21 protein-coding genes and 1 pseudogene are annotated in these 18,288 nt (G+C 44.5%); 11 read left to right on the top strand and 11 right to left on the bottom strand.

Annotation, left to right across the window (positions count from 1 at the left end; translation table 11 throughout):
• The first annotated feature begins 150 nt into the window (after positions 1–150).
• Positions 151–297 carry a YuzL family protein gene (locus MOB98_RS10905; RefSeq protein WP_003240817.1) on the top strand — a complete coding sequence of 49 codons (147 nt, stop codon included), beginning with the start codon at positions 151–153 and terminating at the stop codon, positions 295–297.
• Positions 298–321: 24 nt separating this feature from the next.
• Here MOB98_RS10905 and MOB98_RS10900 read toward each other — a convergent pair whose 3' ends face one another.
• Positions 322–1,230 carry a proline dehydrogenase gene (locus tag MOB98_RS10900; RefSeq protein ID WP_268361352.1) on the bottom strand — a complete coding sequence of 303 codons (909 nt, stop codon included), beginning with the start codon at positions 1,228–1,230 and terminating at the stop codon, positions 322–324.
• A 94-nt stretch (positions 1,231–1,324) separates the two neighbouring features.
• Between MOB98_RS10900 and MOB98_RS10895 the strand changes: the two genes are divergently transcribed.
• The 4 genes from MOB98_RS10895 (at position 1,325) to mdtP (ending at position 4,163) form a co-directional block, all read left to right on the top strand.
• Complete coding sequence (locus tag MOB98_RS10895; protein WP_003228567.1) at positions 1,325–1,570, top strand: hypothetical protein; 246 nt, start codon at positions 1,325–1,327, stop codon at positions 1,568–1,570.
• 12 nt (positions 1,571–1,582) lie between these two features.
• Positions 1,583–1,915 carry a spore coat protein gene (locus MOB98_RS10890; RefSeq protein ID WP_166848625.1) on the top strand — a complete coding sequence of 111 codons (333 nt, stop codon included), beginning with the start codon at positions 1,583–1,585 and terminating at the stop codon, positions 1,913–1,915.
• 159 nt (positions 1,916–2,074) lie between these two features.
• Positions 2,075–2,545, top strand: a complete 471-nt coding sequence (gene mdtR, locus MOB98_RS10885) for a MarR family transcriptional regulator MdtR (protein ID WP_268361349.1) — start codon at positions 2,075–2,077, stop codon at positions 2,543–2,545.
• A 1-nt stretch (position 2,546) separates the two neighbouring features.
• Complete coding sequence (gene mdtP / locus MOB98_RS10880) at positions 2,547–4,163, top strand: multidrug efflux MFS transporter MdtP (RefSeq protein ID WP_268361347.1); 1,617 nt, start codon at positions 2,547–2,549, stop codon at positions 4,161–4,163.
• A 36-nt stretch (positions 4,164–4,199) separates the two neighbouring features.
• Here mdtP and MOB98_RS10875 read toward each other — a convergent pair whose 3' ends face one another.
• Entirely contained in the window at positions 4,200–4,583 is a 384-nt protein-coding gene (locus tag MOB98_RS10875; protein WP_268361345.1) for a tautomerase family protein, read from the bottom strand.
• Between the two features lie 18 nt (positions 4,584–4,601).
• On the bottom strand, positions 4,602–5,342 hold the full coding sequence (locus MOB98_RS10870; RefSeq protein WP_268361343.1) for an SDR family NAD(P)-dependent oxidoreductase: 741 nt from the start codon (positions 5,340–5,342) through the stop codon (positions 4,602–4,604).
• A gap of 133 nt (positions 5,343–5,475) precedes the next feature.
• Between MOB98_RS10870 and MOB98_RS10865 the strand changes: the two genes are divergently transcribed.
• Entirely contained in the window at positions 5,476–6,363 is an 888-nt protein-coding gene (locus MOB98_RS10865) for a LysR family transcriptional regulator (protein ID WP_268361340.1), read from the top strand.
• 20 nt (positions 6,364–6,383) lie between these two features.
• On the opposite strand, the pseudogene MOB98_RS10860 reads toward MOB98_RS10865, so the two are convergent.
• The 4 genes and pseudogenes from MOB98_RS10860 to MOB98_RS10845 all read right to left on the bottom strand — a co-directional run bounded on the left by MOB98_RS10860 (position 6,384) and on the right by MOB98_RS10845 (position 10,085).
• A pseudogene (locus tag MOB98_RS10860) lies at positions 6,384–6,672 on the bottom strand (YusU family protein).
• Positions 6,673–6,697: 25 nt separating this feature from the next.
• A complete protein-coding gene (locus tag MOB98_RS10855; protein WP_268367396.1) occupies positions 6,698–7,525 on the bottom strand; it encodes an ABC transporter ATP-binding protein in 828 nt (275 codons plus the stop codon).
• 216 nt (positions 7,526–7,741) lie between these two features.
• A complete protein-coding gene (locus MOB98_RS10850) occupies positions 7,742–8,179 on the bottom strand; it encodes a YusW family protein (protein ID WP_268361336.1) in 438 nt (145 codons plus the stop codon).
• A 109-nt stretch (positions 8,180–8,288) separates the two neighbouring features.
• Positions 8,289–10,085: a M3 family oligoendopeptidase gene (locus tag MOB98_RS10845; protein ID WP_268367397.1), complete on the bottom strand. Its 1,797-nt coding sequence runs from the start codon at positions 10,083–10,085 to the stop codon at positions 8,289–8,291.
• A gap of 132 nt (positions 10,086–10,217) precedes the next feature.
• Between MOB98_RS10845 and MOB98_RS10840 the strand changes: the two genes are divergently transcribed.
• Both MOB98_RS10840 and mrgA read left to right on the top strand, forming a co-directional pair.
• Positions 10,218–11,060, top strand: a complete 843-nt coding sequence (locus MOB98_RS10840; RefSeq protein ID WP_268367399.1) for an oxidoreductase — start codon at positions 10,218–10,220, stop codon at positions 11,058–11,060.
• Between the two features lie 89 nt (positions 11,061–11,149).
• A complete protein-coding gene (gene mrgA / locus MOB98_RS10835; RefSeq protein ID WP_268360766.1) occupies positions 11,150–11,611 on the top strand; it encodes a metalloregulation DNA-binding stress protein MgrA in 462 nt (153 codons plus the stop codon).
• 42 nt (positions 11,612–11,653) lie between these two features.
• Here the strand turns inward: mrgA and htrB are convergent, their stop codons facing one another.
• Positions 11,654–13,027, bottom strand: a complete 1,374-nt coding sequence (htrB, locus tag MOB98_RS10830) for a serine protease Do-like protein HtrB (RefSeq protein WP_268360768.1) — start codon at positions 13,025–13,027, stop codon at positions 11,654–11,656.
• A 278-nt stretch (positions 13,028–13,305) separates the two neighbouring features.
• On the opposite strand from htrB, the gene cssR reads away from it, so the two are divergent.
• Entirely contained in the window at positions 13,306–13,983 is a 678-nt protein-coding gene (gene cssR, locus MOB98_RS10825) for a secretion stress-responsive two-component system response regulator CssR (protein ID WP_268360769.1), read from the top strand.
• Positions 13,980–15,335 (top strand): secretion stress-responsive two-component system sensor histidine kinase CssS, encoded by a 1,356-nt coding sequence (gene cssS / locus MOB98_RS10820; RefSeq protein WP_268360771.1) that lies wholly within the window; start codon positions 13,980–13,982, stop codon positions 15,333–15,335. Before cssR ends, cssS begins: the two co-directional genes overlap by 4 nt.
• 28 nt (positions 15,336–15,363) lie before the next feature.
• On the opposite strand, the gene spxO is transcribed toward cssS, so the two are convergent.
• Positions 15,364–15,528, bottom strand: a complete 165-nt coding sequence (spxO, locus tag MOB98_RS10815) for an anti-adapter protein SpxO (protein ID WP_003221681.1) — start codon at positions 15,526–15,528, stop codon at positions 15,364–15,366.
• A 168-nt stretch (positions 15,529–15,696) separates the two neighbouring features.
• On the opposite strand from spxO, the gene MOB98_RS10810 reads away from it, so the two are divergent.
• Positions 15,697–16,572 (top strand): TetR/AcrR family transcriptional regulator, encoded by an 876-nt coding sequence (locus MOB98_RS10810; protein ID WP_268360773.1) that lies wholly within the window; start codon positions 15,697–15,699, stop codon positions 16,570–16,572.
• Positions 16,573–16,611: 39 nt separating this feature from the next.
• Here MOB98_RS10810 and fumC read toward each other — a convergent pair whose 3' ends face one another.
• Together fumC and MOB98_RS10800 are read right to left on the bottom strand one after the other, a co-directional pair.
• The gene (fumC, locus tag MOB98_RS10805; protein ID WP_268360775.1) at positions 16,612–18,000 is read right to left on the bottom strand and encodes a class II fumarate hydratase; all 1,389 of its coding nucleotides are present in this window, start codon (positions 17,998–18,000) and stop codon (positions 16,612–16,614) included.
• 66 nt (positions 18,001–18,066) lie between these two features.
• On the bottom strand, positions 18,067–18,252 hold the full coding sequence (locus MOB98_RS10800) for a YvzF family protein (RefSeq protein ID WP_003221676.1): 186 nt from the start codon (positions 18,250–18,252) through the stop codon (positions 18,067–18,069).
• Positions 18,253–18,288: the final 36 nt, after the last annotated feature.

Genomic DNA, 18,288 nt, shown 5'->3' with positions numbered 1-18,288 from the left:
TGAATAGTCATTCATTTTTTAGCCAAAAAAAATGAAACCCGTTTCTTCTTTCATCTTAAAAGATTTCCGGTTCGACTTCAATAGCTAATTTGTTATTTTTTTGTATGAAGCCTATAAAAGACGGGAAACTTAAGCCCGGAGGTGAAGGGAATGGTGCGAGAGAAAAAAAATCCGTCTTCAGCGGCAGTCAGCGCAGCGAGCGTAAAGGGAGATGCCGGTCCGACTCAGCATTACGGCGGCGGAAAACGGACGAGTCAAAATCAGCAGTATAAAAAACATAACATGGAACAATCATAATGCAGCTGCTTCCAGCGGCTGCTTTCACTTTTTCAAAATTCCTTTTAGCACAAACGCTGCATTGGCGGGCCGTTCGGCAATTCTTCTCATAAAGTAGCTGAACCAATCCGTTCCGTATGGGACATAGACACGCATTCTATAGCCTTCTTTGGCGAGTTCCTTTTGCCGCTCCGGCCTGATGCCGTATAGCATTTGAAATTCAAATTGCGACGCGGGGATTTGATGTTTGGCGACGAGCTGTTTCGTAAATGCAATGATGTCATCGTCATGTGTGGCGACCGCCGTGTAGTTTCCGCTTAACAGCTGCAGCTTTATTAAGCTCTGAAAATGAAGGTCTGTTCCTTTTTTGTCAGGAAACGCTACAGCCGCAGATTCTTTATAAGCGCCTTTTACAAGTCTGAGATTCGGCTTTAAGTCGCGCATATTTCTGATATCTTCTGCGGCCCGGTACAGATACGCCTGAATGACCGTGCCGAGCTTCTCAAACTCCTGTTTGCATTGCCTGTAAATAGAAAGTGTCTGTTCATAATGAGAATAGTCTTCCATATCAATGGTCACAGCAACATCATATTGCTTTGCAACGGAAAGAATGGCACGCAAATGTGAAAGAGCAAGTTCTTCTGAAAGATCAAGCCCGATTGAGGTCAGCTTAAGTGAAAGCTCTGAATCCAATTGGTGTTCGGCAATGGCCTGAATGGCTTTTTTGCATTCCTCTGCGACTTGATTCGCTTCTTTTTCCGAAGCTGCATACTCGCCCAAATAATCAATTGTGGCGCATAAACCGGATTGGTTTAGCCTTTTGACGGTCTTAACCGCCGATTCAATCGTATCCCCTGCGACAAACCTTCGTGCTCCAAGCCGCGTTCCGTATGCTTTTGCGAACTTGGTAAGTGTTTTATTTTGAGATAAGAATAAAAATACATGTCTCAACATCCGACTCCCTCCTGCCGTCATCTTCAAAATCACCTGTATATAACTCCCAGACTGAAGGAAACTATACATGAACAGAAATCAAAGGAGGATCACAATGGACAATCAGCAGCAATCCCAAATGCCGCCTTCCGTTATTTCGACAAAGGACCATTTGTATCTCAATGACATGCTGAACTGGAATTTGCTCGCGATGAAAAAAGCGCATTTCATGGCGCAGCAGTGCCAGGATCAAACGTTAAAGCAAGAACTCGACCGCGTCGGACACATGCATCATGATCACTATCAAAGAATATTAAAGCACCTGCAGCCAGGCCAGCAGCAGTCCGGCTACATCCAATAAGGAGGCGCCAGAATGAATCAGCAAAATCAAAAAATCAGCAATCCGCAGACACCTGTACCGACAACTTCGGAGATGAATGACAGAGATTTCGTCAATGAACTGCTGACAACAGAAAAATACATGACAACAGCTTATTGCACAGCCTTGCACGAATTTAGCCACGAGTCTCTTTATCAGGATATTCAATCCATTTTTGATGAGTCACAAAAAGCGCAAAGAAAACTGTATGACCTCATGTTCCAATATGGATGGTATTCTGTTGAAGCGGAGGATGCCCAAAAACTGCAGCAGTCTTATCAAAAATTCCAGAAGACCATTCAGCAGCAGTCTCCTTATCAGCAATAAAAATATCAGCAAAAGGGATACGATGTTCCTTCCGGACATCTATCCTTTTTTTGTGTAAAATCAGTTGACTTTTCATTTACGCTTATTTATATTTAATAAGCATTAACTATTTTGTTATCAAAATATATATACAGTGTATGTAACAGAGGGGAAATGAATATGAAGAGTGCGGATCAGTTAATGTCCGATATTCAATTATCGCTTCAGGCGCTCTTTCAAAAGATACAGCCTGAAATGCTAGAAAGCATGGAGAAACATGGTGTCACTCCAGCACAGTTGTTTGTGCTGGCCAGCTTAAAGAAACACGGCAGCCTCAAAATTTCTGAAATTGCCGAGCGCATGGAGGTTAAGCCAAGCGCGGTGACGTTAATGGCAGATCGACTTGAACAAAAAAATCTCATCGCCAGAACACACAACACGAAAGACAGACGAGTGATTGATATCAGTCTTACTGACGAAGGAGACAGAAAGTTCGAGGAGGTTTTGGCGGGCAGAAAAGCGATTATGGCGCGGTACCTTTCCTTCTTGACGGAGGAAGAAATGCGACAAGCGGCGCATATTACAGAAAAGCTCGCACAGGCAGCAGCGGAAACTGATGAAAAGCAAAACATGAAAAGAGGAAACGGATGAAATGAGTAGTGAAGGCAAACAATCAAAACGAACGTTATTAATCACAGGCTTAATTATTGCCATGTTTTTTTCAGCCCTTGACGGTACCATTGTCGGAACGGCCATGCCGAAAATTGTCGGTGATCTGGGCGGTTTGAGCATGATGACCTGGCTGACAACTGCCTATTTGTTAACATCAACAACGATTGTTCCAATTGCCGGTAAACTGGCTGATTTATTGGGACGCCGGATTGTTTATGTATCAGGTTTGATTATTTTTATGGCAGCTTCCGCACTATGCGGAATGGCCAACAACATGACAGAGCTAATTATCTTCCGGGGACTGCAGGGAATCGGCGGAGGCATCATGATGCCGATGGCGATGATTGTTATCGGTGACTTATTTACAGGAAAACAGCGTGCTAAATTCCAAGGGGTGTTTGGCGCGATTTACGGGCTAGCTTCAGTGATCGGGCCGCAAATCGGCGGCTGGATCGTAGACTCGCTAAACTGGAAATGGGTGTTCTATATTAACCTTCCAGTCGGAATTATTGCGGTTATTTTTATTGCCAGAGGATTGCAGGGCCGCCAGCAGACCGGCCCGATCAATTTCGATATCGCTGGTATTTTCACGATGATTGTCGGGGTTGTCAGCCTCCTTCTCGCCTTAAGCTTTGGCGGAAAAGATTATGCATGGGGTTCATGGCAGATCCTTGGCTTGTTCGCTCTTGCACTGATCGGCATTATCAGCTTTATCATCGTAGAATCAAAAGCAAAAGAGCCAATCCTGCCAATGTATTTGTTTAAAAACAGAACGTTTACATTTCTAAACTTGATCGGCTTCTTTATGAGTATCGGCATGTTTGGTGCCATTACATTTGTTCCTTTCTTTATGCAGGGAATTGTCGGTGTAAGTGCGTCTGAATCGGGTACAATTATGACACCGATGATGATTTCTATGATTATTACAAGCATCATCGGCGGCCAGCTTGTTTACAAAATCGGCATTAAACCGCAAATCATTGCAGGCATGCTGGTTATGGCCGGCGGATTCCTGCTGTTAACGACATTGGATCTTGACACGAGCAAGCTTGTCGCTACATCTTTTATGGCGATTATTGGACTGGGAATGGGCCTTGTTATGCCGATTCTAACATTGGCATTACAGGAAAGCTTTTCAAAGGAGGAGCTTGGGGTTGTCACCTCATCCAGCCAATTCTTCCGTTCTATCGGCGGAACATTCGGCATTACCATGCTGGGAGCCGTCATGAATGCAAGATCAGGAAATCTATTAACAGATAAATTGGTGCCGTATTTAGACTCTCTTCCGGCACAGGCAAGCTCGTTTGCCGCCCAGCTAAAGGGTATGATTGATACCAATCCGCAAGGGCTGCTGCAATCACTGTTCAGTCCGGACGCAGTCAAACAAATCCCTGCGGCTTTCTCATCCCATATTGTGCCGATTTTAAAAACATCGTTGATGGATTCGCTCCACAGCGTGTTTTATACGGGCTTGATCTTTATCGCAGTCGGAGCTGTATTCACCTTGTTCTTAAAACCTATCAAGTTATCAAATAAGAAAACGGGAGAACAAGAAAAAGAGAAAGCGGCACAAGCCGTTGAATCACCTTCCCATTAATAGAGCACCCCGCGGGTACCAAACCGCGGGGTATTTTTATTCGATCATCTGAGCCCCTCCATTCCCGAAGGACCAATCCTCATCCTGATTTCCGGCCAGCATGATAAACACATCTTCTTTTCTTACACCAAGCTCGGAATGTAACCGGGCTGCGATTGAGCGGTAAAGCGCTTTTTTCTGTTCAGTTGTTCTTGACTGTTTCAACGTAAAATGAATGTATATCAGGTCATCGGTACGCTCGACATGGAGATAAAAGGGATCATAAAAAAATTCACTTTTTTCATATTGCCTGATGACTTGAAAATAGTCATCTTCCGGCACATTAATTTCTTCGATCATTGATTGGTGGATGGTCCTGCTGAGTTTTTGAAGCCACACTTCGCTTCTCCCCGCCCGCAAATGAATTTGTACAAATGGCATCCCATGCATCTCCTCTCTTTACAGCGTCTGTCCGCTGTCAATTGTGATGATTTGGCCTGTGAGTGATTCCTGTTCGAACAGTGAACAGATCAATTTGGCAATATCATCCGGTTCAGCAATACATCGCAGCGGCAAAGAGCCGATCATGCTTTTCATTTTTTCTTCCCGTCCAGCCCACCATCTTGTTGCAACAGCTCCTGGTGCTACACCGCTCACCCTGATTTCAGGCGCTAAGGCATGGGCCAATGATTTTGTTAAACCGTGCACCGCTGATTTTGACACTGCGTAAGGCATAGATGAGCCCGCCCCTGTTATCCCTGCGATGCTGCCGACGTTTACAATCGCTCCAGTTTTGCTTTTTTTCATGAACGGCGCCACTGCCCGCGCGCAGAAAAACATCCCTTTTACATTGACAGCGTACAGCTCATCCCAGACGTCTTCTGTCGCAGCTTCAAGATCATCCATTGGAATATGCCGTGTGATACTGGCATTGTTGACTAAAACATCAATCGTCCCGTATATTTTCACGATCGATTGAACCATGTCCTGCACTTCGCTGTTTTTTGATACATCAGCTTTGATGGCGAAGGCTTGCCCGCCAGCCTTTTTAATCATTTCCACTGTTTCCTCCGCTTCGGATTGCGAACGTGAATAATTCACTGCAACAATCGCTCCGCGTTTAGCCAATTCCATACTGGCTGCTCTTCCGATTCCTGTACCGCCCCCCGTTACGAGAGCTACTTTGTTCATGACCTTCATTGCCGCCACTCCTTGCTGTTGCTTCATATATCTTGCTGATTCCATTGTAATCCAGGTTTGGTGTTACGTATAATGATTGTTAAAGATACTTGATATCATTCAGATTGATAGCAAACGAGCGGAGGAATTCAAAATGGAAAGCGGAGATCTACGTGTGTTTCAAATGGTAGCCCGTGAAGGCTCAATTACGAAAGCAGCCCTGCAGCTTGGCTATGTGCAATCAAATGTCACAGCCAGAATTCAGCAATTAGAAGCTGAGCTGGGCACTACTCTGTTTTTGCGCCATAATCGCGGCATGACACTTTCTGCAAGCGGAAAACTGCTGCTGGACTACGCAAATAAAATTATCGGCCTGATGGATGAAGCGGCTAAAGCACTCTCATCCTCTGTCGAACCAAGCGGGCCGCTTATGATCGGCTCTACTCAGACAACAGCCGCGGTAAGGCTTCCGAAGCTTCTGGCTTCTTATTATGAAGAATATCCAAACGTGCAGCTGTCTTTAACCACAGGGCATACCCAATTTCTCATTGATAAAGTACTTCGTTATGAATTGGATGGCGCGTTTATCGGATGCGAATGCAATCATCCTGAGGTTGAATCCTATCCGGCATTTGAGGAAGAACCAGTGGTTGTTTCGGCTGCTTCCGTGACCGATGTTGAGGAAGCCATCACAAAGCCGATTCTCGTTTACAGCACAGGCTGTTCATATCGAGTAACACTTGAAAAATGGCTGCGCTCCGTCGGCGTCACACAGCCTGTTATTATGGAATTTGGCACGCTTGAGGCGATTATCGGCGGGGTTACAGCAGGTCTTGGCATCTCATTGCTGCCGAGAACGGTTGTGCAGAAACACGAGTCTGAAGGATCAATTCGATTGTACCCGCTGCCTGAAGCCCTCAGACAGATGAAAACGGAATTTATTGTCCGGAAAGATTCGTTTATCAGCAGTGCACTGCGAACCTTTATGGACTCCTTTGCGCCAGATAAAACGGCGGCATCACAAAAAAGCAGTCTGCCGTGATTGGCAGACTGCTTTATTAGCTATTGTTTGTTTCGATGTGCTTCATTTAATTCCTTAATATGCTGAATGATATCTTTAATGCCCTGCTTTGCGTCAGGATATGTCGCATTCCAATGCTTAGCGAGCGGCGGCATGCTTTTGGCTATATGCGTGTACAAAATCCATTGCTTCACTTCTTCTTTCAGCTCATTGTTTGATTCACCAAGCAGAAGCTCAGTATACTTCTCCAGCAATCCATCCAACTGCTCCTGAAGTTTTTGTTCCATTTTCCATCTTCCTTTCGGTAAAAACAGCAAGGAGCTTTCTCAGGGAAAGCTCCTTTCGCTGGCGTTATTTATCCATGTGATGTGAAAGCCGCTTCCTGGACAATGCATCGGCCCCTGCCATGAGGGATGCAAAGAGGCGTTCCGAACAGCGGATCCTGCGTGACCTGACAGTTCATAGAAAACACATTTTGCACAAGATCACAAGTGATGACCTCTTCCGGACGGCCTTCAGCATAAATGCGTTTATCTTTGATTGCCACAAGATGATGCGCATAGCGGCATGCCAAGTTTAAGTCATGGAGAACCATAACAATCGTCCGCTCTTCCTTCTCATTCAGCTCAAACAGCAAATCAAGAATTTCAATTTGGTGCGTCATGTCTAAATACGTTGTCGGCTCGTCTAGAAGGATGATATCCGTTTCCTGTGCAAGCGTCATCGCGATCCAAGCCCGCTGGCGCTGTCCGCCTGACAAAGAATCGACGGCACGGTCAGCCAAGTCCTCAAGCTTTGTTGCTTTAAGCGCTCTCTCAACCGCTGCCTCATCCTCTTTTGACCACTGTTTCAGCCAGTTTTGGTAAGGATATCTTCCTTGCTTCACCAGCTGATGCACTGTCAGACCTTCTGGAGCCGAAGGGCCCTGAGGCAGGATTGCGAGCTCCTTTGCAACTTCCTTCGTGGGAAGCTTGGCAATCGCTCTTCCTTCCAGCAGCACTGAACCGCCTCTCGGCTTCATCAGCCGGGCTAATGAACGTAAAAGTGTCGATTTTCCGCAGCCGTTGCTGCCAATAAATACGGTAATTTCACCTTTTGGAATGGTTAAATTCAACTCGTCAATAATAACGGCATCCCCGTATCCTAAGCTCAGCGTATCTGTAGAAATAGCACTCATACCCATAACCGCTCCTTTTTGCTGGCTTTTTAGCAGCACTATGTATTGCACGTTTTCTATATACATGCGTTAAAGTCAATTGTCATCAATGCAAGTGATTCGATATTCAGCCATTTGATATGGTCATATATCCCTCATTGTAGCAGAAAACAATGACTTTGAAAATCATTTTCAATTAGTTTTTTGGACATAATTGGCGTTTATGGGTTTTTTATCACAAGATTATTTCTTAATTTCTCTGACTGAGCCGTTCTTCAGCTTCACCTTTAAGTCTATATGATCATAATGGCTGTCCAAATTAAACGCTGCCAGCACACTGTGTATCACTTCTGTTTCCGCCATTTGGTCTGTCACGGAAAGCTCGCTCAGAATCATTTTCATCTCATCCAATGCTTCTTCCCCTTCCTGATTGACACCAGAAAGTTTATCCTGTATTTCCGCTGTTTCATGCGTTCCGTTTTTTGTATATATGCCTTCATAACGATTGTGCTCACCGTCTCCGTAGCTCACACGAAGCGAGAAATTGCTGTAAGGAACGGACTTCAGTCGGGTGACGGCTGTATTTTCTCCTTCTGCCTGCTGCTGGTCTTCATTGAGACGGCAGCCCGTTATCAGAACCACAGCGAGACAAACAGCCCCGGCTGCTCTGATCAAATGCATATGTTTCCCCCCTGTAGGATTCCATTTGTTTTTAGGTATGTCCAGAGAATGGAATCCTCATTCAGGGAAGAATTGAAAAAGCCGAGGCAACTAACGCCGCGGCTCTTCTTTAAGATTCAGTCATTTGCAAAAAGGCTTCCGCATCCCGAACGGCCAGCTTGATGGCATTCTCCCAGAAATCGCGCTTCGTAATATCAGCGCCCAAATGCTTCATTGCCAAATCTTCAACGGTCATAGAAGCCGTATCGCGCAATAACGCGATATACTTCTCTTCGAACGCATTCTTTTCCTCAAGCGCCAATGCGTAAATGCCGAGAGAAAACAGGTAGCCGAACGTATAAGGAAAATTGTAAAATGGCACCCTCGTAATATGAAAGTGAAGCTTTGATGCCCAAAAGAGCGGATGATACTCTCCTAACGCATTGCAATATGCCTCTTTTTGCGCCTCTTCCATCAGCTCATTCAAACGAGCGGCCGGGACAGCTCCCCGCTTTCGTTCTTCATAAAATCTCGTTTCGAATAGGAATCTAGCGTGGATATTCATGAAGAACGCAACGCTTCTTTGCACTTTATCCTCCAGAAGGACAAGCTTTTCTTCCTTCGTCTCCGCCTGCTGGACAGTCGCGTCTGCCACAATCATCTCTGCGAACGTTGAGGCTGTTTCCGCGACGTTCATGGCGTAGGAACGGTTTAACGGCCTGACATTGAGCATCGCTTCCTGATGGAATGCGTGTCCGAGCTCATGTGCAAGCGTAGAGACATTTGAGGCACTTCCCGAAAACGTCATAAAAATCCGTGATTCACCGCTGTCCGGAAAGCTCGTGCAAAAGCCGCCGACTCTTTTTCCGCTTCTGTCTTCTGCTTCAATCCAGCGGTCCCGAAATGCTTTTTCAGTAAAAGAGGACAGCTTTTTGCCAAACGTTGAAAACTGGCTGACGATGATATTTGCGGCTTCATCATATGAATAGGCCTTTCCCTCAGAACCGATCGGTGCCTCGACATCGTACCAGCTGAGTTTTTCAAGGCCGAGCATAGATGCTTTCCGGTTCAAAAACTGAACGAACGGCTTTTTGTTTTCAGTGATGACCTGCCACATCGTATCAAGTGTTTCTTTTTTCATTCTATTGATTTGCAGCGGTTCCTTCAGGATATTCTCCCAGCCGCGCGCTTTATAGGTTTCAAGCCGGAATCCTGCTAAATGATTCAGTGTGCTGCTGAACACATCCTGCTTGCTCTCCCAGGCTTGATGCAAGCGTTCATATATTGTTTTTCTGACAGCGCGGTCTTGGTGGGCCATCACATTTTCAGCCTGGCCGACAGACAACTGCTTGTTCTCACCGTTTTCCTCATACGGTATCGTCATTTTCCCGACAAACATATTGTATAAGTCACTCCAAGCGTGATACCCGTCCACCGCAAGGTTTCCAATCAGTTTTTCTTTACCCGGGCTGAGCTTCTCAGCAACCCTTTGCCTTCTTTCGTTTAATATGTACGATACATCGCGTAATCCCGGCTTTGTTAACAATTCATTCCACACGTCTTGATCAATGGCCACAAGTTTATGATCTAAAGTCACAAGAGATGATTGAAAATCTGCTGAAAGCCGATTCATGAGTGACTGATGCTCAATAGCCTTTTGATCACTGATATTCTGGGCCATAAGGCAAGCGACAAAAGCGCCGGCCTGCTGAAGCTTGACAGATGTCTGTTCAAATACATCAAGCAATGCCGTCAGCTCCCCAGCCTCTTCAGGCGACTCAGGCACCTGAAACGTATCCGTCATATCGTGAAATGCACGCAGACTTTGTGACAGTTTGTCGATATATCTTTTGAATTCTTCTGACTGGCTTCCGCCCTTAAAAAATGAATCAAGATCCCATCTTTGGTTTACCCCTTGCAGCGCCATCACACAAAACCCCTTTCCTTCTTTCATTTTATTATAGAACAATTCTGAATTATTGTATAAAAAATTCTTTCAGCGGCGTTTTTTTCCGTTCATGATTGTACAATAGCTGTAGAGTTAAATAGGAGGAATTTGATGAATAAAAAAATTGCGATTGTTACAGGAGCGTCAAAAGGCTTTGGCCAGCTGGCAGCCGTGAAGCTCGCCAAGTCTTTTTTCGTGATTGCCACAACAAGACAGCCTGATAAAGCAGAACAGCTACGAGAATTAGCCGCAGCACACAATGTGGCTGATTCCATTCACATTACCGCTCTTGATGTCACCGATGAGCAATCAATTGCCTCATTCGGGAAAGCCGTTAGCACTTACGCTCCCATTGATATTCTCGTCAACAACGCCGGAACGGCTTATGGAGGTTTTGTCGAGGATGTGCCGATGGAACATTTCAGACAACAGTTTGAAACAAATGTCTTCGGATTGATTCATGTGACAAAAACCGTTTTGCCTTACATAAGAAAGCATAGCGGCGCAAAGATTATAAACGTGAGCAGTATCAGCGGCCTGACCGGATTCCCTGCTCTGTCGCCATATGCAGCTTCCAAGCATGCATTGGAGGGTTTTTCTGAAAGTCTGCGCATGGAGCTGCTTCCGTTCGGAATCGAAACCGCTTTGATCGAGCCGGGCTCATACAAGACATCAATCTGGTCAACATCATTATCAAATTATATGTCGGTGCCTGCTGACGATTCAGCTTATTATCGATACTATAAAAAGATCCTTTCCTACGTTGAAAAGAACGCAGATGATAGCGGAGACCCCCAAGAGGTTGCCGATCTCATTTATCAATTAGCAACGAAACAGCACATAAAGAAATTGCGGTATCCGATCGGAAAAGGCGTCAGGCTCACCCTGCTATTCCGATCGCTTTTTCCTTGGTCTGCGTGGGAATCTATCCTGAAGAAAAAGCTATTCAGATGACCTAAATTATAATTATTATAATTTAGTATTGATTTTTATTTAGTATATGATATAATTAAATCAACAGATCACAAGGAGGACGTTATCTTATGAAAACTGAAAACGCAAAAACAAACCAAACATTAGTTGAGAATTCAATGAACACACAAATATCAAACTGGTTTCTTTTATATTCTAAGCTCCACCGCTTCCATTGGTATGTGAAAGGGCCGCATTTCTTTACATTACATGAGAAATTTGAGGAACTGTATGACCATGCGGCGGAAACAGTCGATACCATCGCTGAGCGCCTGCTGGCGATCGGCGGACAGCCTGTTGCCACATTGAAGGAATACACTGAGCATGCGTCTATTACTGACGGCGGAAACGAAACATCAGCGTCAGAAATGGTACAAGCATTGATAAACGACTACAAACAAATCAGCAGCGAATCTAAATTCGTGATCGGCCTGGCTGAAGAAAATCAAGACAATGCAACAGCGGACTTGTTTGTCGGATTAATTGATGAGGTTGAAAAGCAAGTGTGGATGCTTTCCGCTTACTTAGGATAAAAAAAGCTGAACCCTTTTTGGGTTCAGCTTTTTCATTACCGTTTAGCTTGTGCTGCTTTCTGTCTGCTTGGTCAGCGCCACGTTCAAGGTTTTCGTTTTTCCGTTTCGAAGCACCTGGATTGTCGTTTTATCTCCGACTTTCAAGTCTTTGTAAAGGATCTGGCGGATATCAGCACTGCTTTCCACGTCTTTGCCGTTTAGTTTGACAATGACATCCTCTGATTTCACACCGGCTTTTGCTGCAGGTGAATTTGCTTGAACTTCTTTTACATAAACACCTTTGCCTAATTGATCTCCAAACAGGCCAAGCGTATTTTCCTGATACGTTTCAGGAACTTGCGACATGTCAATCATTTGCACGCCTAAAAACGGGCGGTCTACTTTTCCGTTTTCCAGCAGCTGGTCAACAATCGGCTCTACATCATTGCTTGGGATCGCAAATCCAAGTGACTCCACGCCGCTTTCGCTCACCTTCAAACTGTTGATGCCGATGACCTGGCCGCTTGCATTGATTAATGGTCCTCCGCTGTTCCCCGGATTGATCGCTGCGTCAGTCTGCAGCACGTTCATTTCCACCGTACCCTGTGTTGTATCCACATCAATCGTCCGGTTCAATCCGCTGATGATGCCCTGTGTCACCGTACCGGAAAATTGCTGTCCGAGCGGGTTCCCGATAGCGATTACCTTTTCGCCCGTACGCAGCTGTGAAGAGTCACCGAAGCTCGCCACTTTTTTGACGTTCTTGCTGCTGATTTCCAGAACAGCCAAATCTGTTATGGTATCGCTGCCGACAAGCTTGGCCGTCTCCGTTTCTCCGTTGTATAACGTGACAGTCAGCTTATTCGCGCCTTCAACGACATGGTTGTTTGTAATGATATACGCTTTATTGCTGTCTTTTTTGAAAATCACGCCTGACCCGGTTCCGCTTTCACTTTCTGAGCTGGAACCGCCTCCCGTGCCGAATGTGTTATTTTGAGAGGTTTGGATATTGGAGATGCCGACAATCGTCGGCTCTAAATCCTCTACCATATCAGCGACGTTTGAAGCGTTCGTAATCGGTGTCGTTGTAAAATTATCTGACTGCACCTGTTTATTTGCGGAAACGGTCTCGGTCTGATCATGGTCTGATGGCAGATAAGGCGCGATGCCGAGCATCAGGCCCCCGCCGATAATTCCACCTAAAATCGGGCTCAGCCATGCGGCTCTCCGTTTTTTTTCTTTTTTCACAGCCGTTTCTTTCTTTTCCATTTCTATAGCAGAAGCCGTTTCTTGCCGCCCCGTTCCATACGAAACAGGCGCGTCAAGCAATTCCTGTTCAGGATGTTCAATCAGCTTCCGGTTTTCTGAATTCTGATGTTCTGTATGTGAAGATTCTGTCTGATGTTGATCATTCTGGTCATCACGTCGATAATCCATCTTCTTACACTCCTTCAAACGGTTTTTCATTTATCGTTACATTTTCATCGCATGTACAAGTTCAATTGTCCCAATAATGAGGAGAAAAGCAAAGCACCAAAATAGAATATGTTTGATCATCCTGCATCTTCCTCGCTCTTTTTCTCTTCCTTTCTTCCCTTATACATATCATAAACAAACATTGTGGGATAAAAATGAAAAGAATATGTGAAATTATGAAAATTGCCTGCCATATGTTAAAACTAGTTTATAATGACGTTGAAAGGATGTGAAGAGCCTTGTCATACACCATTTATCTAGTTGAAGATGAGGATAATCTGAATGAACTGCTGACGAAGTATTTAGAGAATGAAGGCTGGAACATTACATCTTTTACGAAAGGTGAAGACGCCAGAAAGAAAATGACGCCGTCTCCTCACCTTTGGATTCTCGATATCATGCTGCCGGATACTGACGGCTATACATTAATAAAAGAAATCAAAGAGAAAGACCCTGACGTGCCGGTCATTTTTATTTCTGCCCGGGACGCAGATATTGACAGAGTGCTTGGCTTAGAGCTTGGCAGCAATGACTATATTTCAAAGCCATTTCTGCCGCGGGAGCTGATTATACGTGTGCAAAAGCTTCTTCAGCTCGTCTATAAAGAAGCCCCGCCTGTACAAAAAAATGAGATCGCTGTTTCCTCTTACCGTGTCGCTGAAGACGCCCGCGAGGTTTATGATGAAAACGGCAATATCATCAATTTGACGTCGAAGGAATTTGATCTGCTGCTCTTATTTATCCATCATAAAGGACATCCATACTCTCGTGAGGATATTCTCGTAAAAGTGTGGGGGCATGACTACTTTGGAACGGATCGGGTCGTCGATGATCTCGTCCGGAGACTGCGCAAAAAGATGCCAGAATTGAAGGTTGAAACGATTTACGGGTTCGGCTACAGGATGATGTCATCATGAAAAACAAGCCGCTCGCGTTTCAAATATGGGTTGTCATATCCGGCATCCTGTTAGCGATTTCCATTTTGCTGCTAGTGTTATTTTCAAACACGCTGCGCGATTTCTTTACCAATGAAACGTATACGACGATTGAAAATGAGCAGCATGTTCTGACGGAGTACCGCCTGCCGGGTTCAATTGAAAGGCGCTATTACAGCGAGGAAGCTACGGCGCCTACAACTGTCCGCTCCGTACAGCACGTGCTCCTGCCTGAAAATGAAGCTGCTTCTTCTGACAGGGATTTGAGCATTCTGTCGTCTTCATTTATCCATAAGGTGTACAAGCTGGCTGATAAGCAGGATGCCAAAAAGAAACGGTACAGCGCCGACGTCAATGGAGAGAAAGTGTTTTTTGTCATTAAAAAGGGGCTTTCTGTCAATGGACAACCTGCTATGATGCTCTCCTACGCGCTTGATTCATATCGGGACGATTTGGCCTATACGCTATTCAAACAGCTTCTGTTTATTATAGCTGTTGTCATTTTATTAAGCTGGATCCCGGCCATTTGGCTTGCAAAATATTTATCAAGGCCTCTCGTGTCATTTGAAAAGCACGTCAAACGAATTTCCGAACAGGATTGGGATGACCCAGTGAAAGTGGATCGGAAAGATGAGATCGGCAAATTGGGTAATACCATCGAAGAAATGCGTCAAAAGCTTGTGCAAAAAGATGAAACAGAAAGAACCCTATTGCAAAATATTTCTCACGATCTAAAAACGCCGGTCATGGTCATCAGAGGATATACGCAATCGATTAAAGACGGGATTTTTCCAAAAGGAGATCTTGAAAATACAGTAGATGTCATTGAAGGCGAAGCCCTTAAGCTGGAGAAAAAAATAAAGGATTTATTATATTTAACGAAGCTGGATTATTTAGCGAAGCAAAAAGTGCAGCACGACACGTTCAGTATTGTGGAAGTGACAGAGGAAGTCATCGAAAGACTGAAGTGGGCACGGAAAGAATTATCGTGGGAAATTGATGTAGAAGAAGACATTCTGATGCCGGGTGATCCTGAGCAATGGAACAAGCTACTCGAGAATATTCTGGAAAATCAAATCCGCTATGCTGCGACAAAGATAGAAATCAGCATGAAACAAGATGATCGGAATATCATGATCACCATTAGAAATGACGGACCGCATATTGAAGATGAGATGCTATCCAGCCTCTATGAGCCTTTTAATAAAGGGAAGAAAGGCGAATTCGGCATTGGTCTCAGCATCGTAAAACGAATTTTAACTCTTCATAAGGCGTCTATCTCAATTGAAAATGACAAAACGGGTGTAACATACCGCATAGCAGTGCCAAAATAGACTGTAGAGTTTTTGCAGTCTATTTTTTTTATGTGAAAGAATAGCCGTTAAAGTCTCTGTAATTTGTTTTAAGCGGCTGTTTGCATTGATGAACCCATTTTTTCTCTGACAAGGTCTGCTTCGGATACTTGACTTTCTCCACTTTGATTCCTCTGTTTCGCAAGCGGCTGATCATTTCGTCCAATTCTCTCATTCTAGATTCACCCTTTCGCTTGAGCTTTGACCGTTCGGTCATCTCAATTTATAATATAAATAATACATGATAAAAAAACAAGTTACAATAAGGTTAATTTTATAACAGAAGGTGTGACTATATGGTCATATCCTATGCAGGCCTCCGGGCTCCGAAAGGGTGGAACCATTGAAGGAAAAAGAAAAGCTGATTATTGAAACAGCCTTAAAACTATTTGCCCAAAAAGGATACAACTCAACATCAGTTCAGGAAATCGCAAAAGAATGCAAAATATCAAAAGGCGCTTTTTATATTTATTTTCCTTCGAAAGAAGCGCTTCTTCTGTCTATGCTGAACTACTATTATGATAAAACGTTTACCCGAATTTTAAATATTAAAACGAAGGGCGACAGCCCCAGAACGGCTTACCGGAAACAGCTGACCGTGCTCTATGAAAATATCCTTGAACACAAGGATTTTATCAGCATGCAGATGAAGGAAGGCTCTCTGCCTTACACAGAGGAAGTGGAACAATGCGCAAAAAAAATCCGCCAGTCCTCTCTTCAATTTCATATCGACAGCCTGCTGAACATTTATGGAAAAAAAGCGGAACCATATACTGCAGAGCTTTGTTTTTTAATAGAGGGCATCAGCCAGATTTACCTGGAAAGCATGATTTTGCTCGGCTACACTGTGAAGCCGGACCAATTAGCTGATCTCATTATGAATCGAATTGATGATATGGTAAAAGGCATGTCTGAACGGAATGATAAGCCTTTCATTACATTGGAAGAGGCAAGCTCTTTATTTGGGCCTCTTTCGCATGGACAGCCTGACCCGCTGACTGAATCCATTGTGAAAAGCCTTCGTGACAAAATTAACCGCTTAAACACAAACTCCTCTCTTGAATTATCGGAGAGCCTGGACATACTTGAAGCAGAAATGAAGAAAAAAACACCGAAGCTGGCAATCATAAAAGGAATGATCCATAATCTGACGGAGTCTGAAGCGCTCGCAAAAGATGCGGAGCAGCTTAAATATCTATTAAAACAGCAATATATTTAGAAGAACGGCTGCTTAAAAAGCAGCCGTTTTTTCTTTCTATTACGCCTTTGGTTTTACCATATCTTCCGGCTTAACCATTTCGTTAAATTGCTCCTCTGTCAGCAATTCAAGCTTCAAAGCCGCTTCTTTCAGCGTTAATCCCTCTTTGTGAGCAAGCTTGGCGATTTTCGCCGCGTTTTCATATCCGATATGCGGGTTCAGCGCCGTAACAAGCATTAATGAATTTGACAGGTTTTCCTGAATGGTTTCTTTGTTAGGCTCAATACCGACAGCACATTTATCATGGAAGGAATTCATGCCGTCACTCAGCAGCTGTACAGACTGCAGGAAGTTGTAAATAATCACAGGCTTAAACACGTTCAGTTCAAAATTCCCCTGACTCGCCGCAAAGCCGATTGTCGCATCATTCCCCATGATTTGCGCTGCGATCATTGTTAATGCTTCACTTTGTGTCGGATTGACTTTACCAGGCATGATGGAGCTGCCCGGCTCATTTTCAGGGATGACAATTTCCCCGATGCCGCAGCGAGGCCCGCTTGCAAGCCATCTGACATCATTCGCGATTTTCATTAAATCAGCCGCAAGCGCTTTTAATGCACCATGCGCATAAGTGATTTCGTCATGGCTTGTCAGCGCGTGGAATTTATTCGGCGAGCTGCTGAACGTTTGGCCGGTCAGTTTTGTGATCTCTTCTGAAACAAGCTCTCCAAACTCTGGATGGGCATTGATTCCCGTTCCGACAGCCGTACCACCGATTGCAAGCGCACGCATTTTATCTGTCGCTTCTAAAATCATTTCCTTCGAACGGTCCAGCATGTACACCCATCCGCTGATTTCCTGTCCGAGCGTCAGTGGCGTAGCATCCTGAAGGTGCGTGCGTCCGATTTTAACAATATCGCTGTATGCTTTCGCTTTTTCATCCAGTGTATTGCGAAGCTGGTCAAGCGCCGGCACAAGCTGCTCATAAACAGCCAATACAGCGGCAACATGCATCGCAGTCGGGAATGTGTCGTTGGAGCTTTGGCTGCGGTTCACGTCGTCATTTGGATGAATCGTTTTGTCAGAGTTCTTTTCTTTTAATAAAGCAGTCGCGCGGTTGGCTACCACTTCGTTCATGTTCATGTTGCTTTGTGTGCCGCTTCCGGTCTGCCATACGACAAGCGGGAAGTTGTCATCGTATTTGCCTTTGAGCACATCATCACAAACTGCTGCAATCGCTTCTGCTTTTTCCGCGTCCAGATTGCCGAGGCGCTTATTGGCAAGCGCTGTGCTTCGTTTTAATATTGCAAACGCCTTCACAACACGCATCGGCATTTTTTCAGAACCGATCTTAAAGTTCTCTTTGCTTCGCTGTGTTTGGGCGCCCCAAAATTTATCAGCAGGAACTTTTACTTCTCCCATGGTGTCTCGTTCAATTCTGTATTCCATTTATGTATCCCTCCATAACGGTTGCTTCATTAGATCATAATTCGCCAGTGATATAAAAAATCCTTTTTATTTTTCGATCTTGGCAGATTTTAATTTTAATTCAAGATATACGCGGGAATCCTTTGAATATTTGTACTTTGGATTCGTCCTGCCGTACTCCTTTGATGTATAGGAGACATCATAATGCTTTTCAAATGATCTGATGAGCTGTTCGATTTCTTCTTGTTTTCCTGCTAGCCTTACCTGTGCCACTTCATATCCTCCGCTTTCATAAAAAACTTCTGCCAT

The organism is Bacillus sp. N13C7, from assembly GCF_026790065.1.
Lineage (GTDB): Bacteria > Bacillota > Bacilli > Bacillales > Bacillaceae > Bacillus.
This window is presented reverse-complemented; position numbering and strand designations above follow the sequence as displayed.